1 protein-coding gene is annotated in these 1,165 nt (G+C 78.0%); it reads left to right on the plus strand.

Annotated features, from left to right (window positions below; all coding sequences use genetic code 11):
- Window positions 1–1,165: hypothetical protein (locus AE652_RS41775; protein ID WP_049661297.1), on the plus strand; the 1,165-nt coding region annotated here is incomplete at both ends.

Raw genomic sequence — 1,165 nt, forward strand, 5'->3', positions numbered from 1 at the left:
CGACTGGTCGGCGGCCCGCCGTCCGGACGAGGAGAGCGCGGCGGGGGAGCCCGCGCCCGTGCCGCCGGAGCCGCCCGCTGACGAAGTGGCGCGGGACACCGGCCCGCGCCCGGTCGGGCTCGCCGACCTGGTCGCCCTGACCGCCCAGATCGCCCACCTCTGCGGCGTCGAGGAGCACCTGGACCCGCGGGTGATCCGGGTCCGCAGCCGGCTGGTCCACCGCCCGCGCGACCCGAAGGCCAAGCCCGCCGCCGCGCAGCCGTTCCTCAACAGCCTGCTGCCGCCCGACCTGGCCCGGGTCCGCGCCGCGCTAGACGACGGCCTCGGCCCGGCGCTGGAGGCCTACCTGACCGGCCGCCGGGACATCCCGGTCGGCGCCCGCACCGATCTGCGCGAGGACCGGCTCACCGTCCTCGACGGCGTCCACCCGGCCCTCGTCCCCGCCGGGCGCTGGCCCGCCAAGGCGCGGTACCCGCTCGCGCTCAGCCAGCAGTTCGCGGTCGACCGCATGCTCGCCGCCCGCACCACCGCGGACGCCGACGCCGGCGGCCTGTTCTCCGTCAACGGCCCGCCCGGCACCGGCAAGACCACCATGCTGCGCGACCTCGTCGCCGCCCTCGTGGTCGAACGCGCCGCCGTGATGGCCGGCTACCGGCGGCCCGAGGAGGCGCTCGTCGGCCGCCCCTGGCGGGGCAAGGACCGCCAGGGCGTCCACGCGCGCTTCGTCTCCGCCCTCGACCCGCGGCTCACCGGCCGCGAGATCGTGGTGACCTCCTCGAACAACGGCGCCGTGGAGAACATCACCGCCGAACTGCCCGGCGCCGACGCCCTGGACGAGTACTGGCACGGCGGCCCCGACCACTTCTCCGACCTCGCCTCCGCCCTGCTCGGCGGCGCCCCCGCCTGGGGGCTGGTCGCCGCCGTGCTCGGCAACAAGTCCAACCGGACGAGGTTCACCGAGCGCTTCTGGTGGGGCCGGCTGCCCGAGGACGAGACCGCCGCCCGCGACGCCGCCGGGCTCCCGCCGCTGCGCGGCATGAACGCCGTCCTCGGCGACTGGGTCCCGCCCAGCGTGCCCAGACCGGCCCGCACCCCGAGCGACCGCCGCGCGGCCCCGGGCACCGGTACGGCCGAGGCCACGACCGCACCCGCCGCCACACCCACC

It is taken from the genome of Kitasatospora sp. MY 5-36, assembly GCF_001182915.1.
Taxonomy (GTDB): domain Bacteria; phylum Actinomycetota; class Actinomycetes; order Streptomycetales; family Streptomycetaceae; genus Kitasatospora.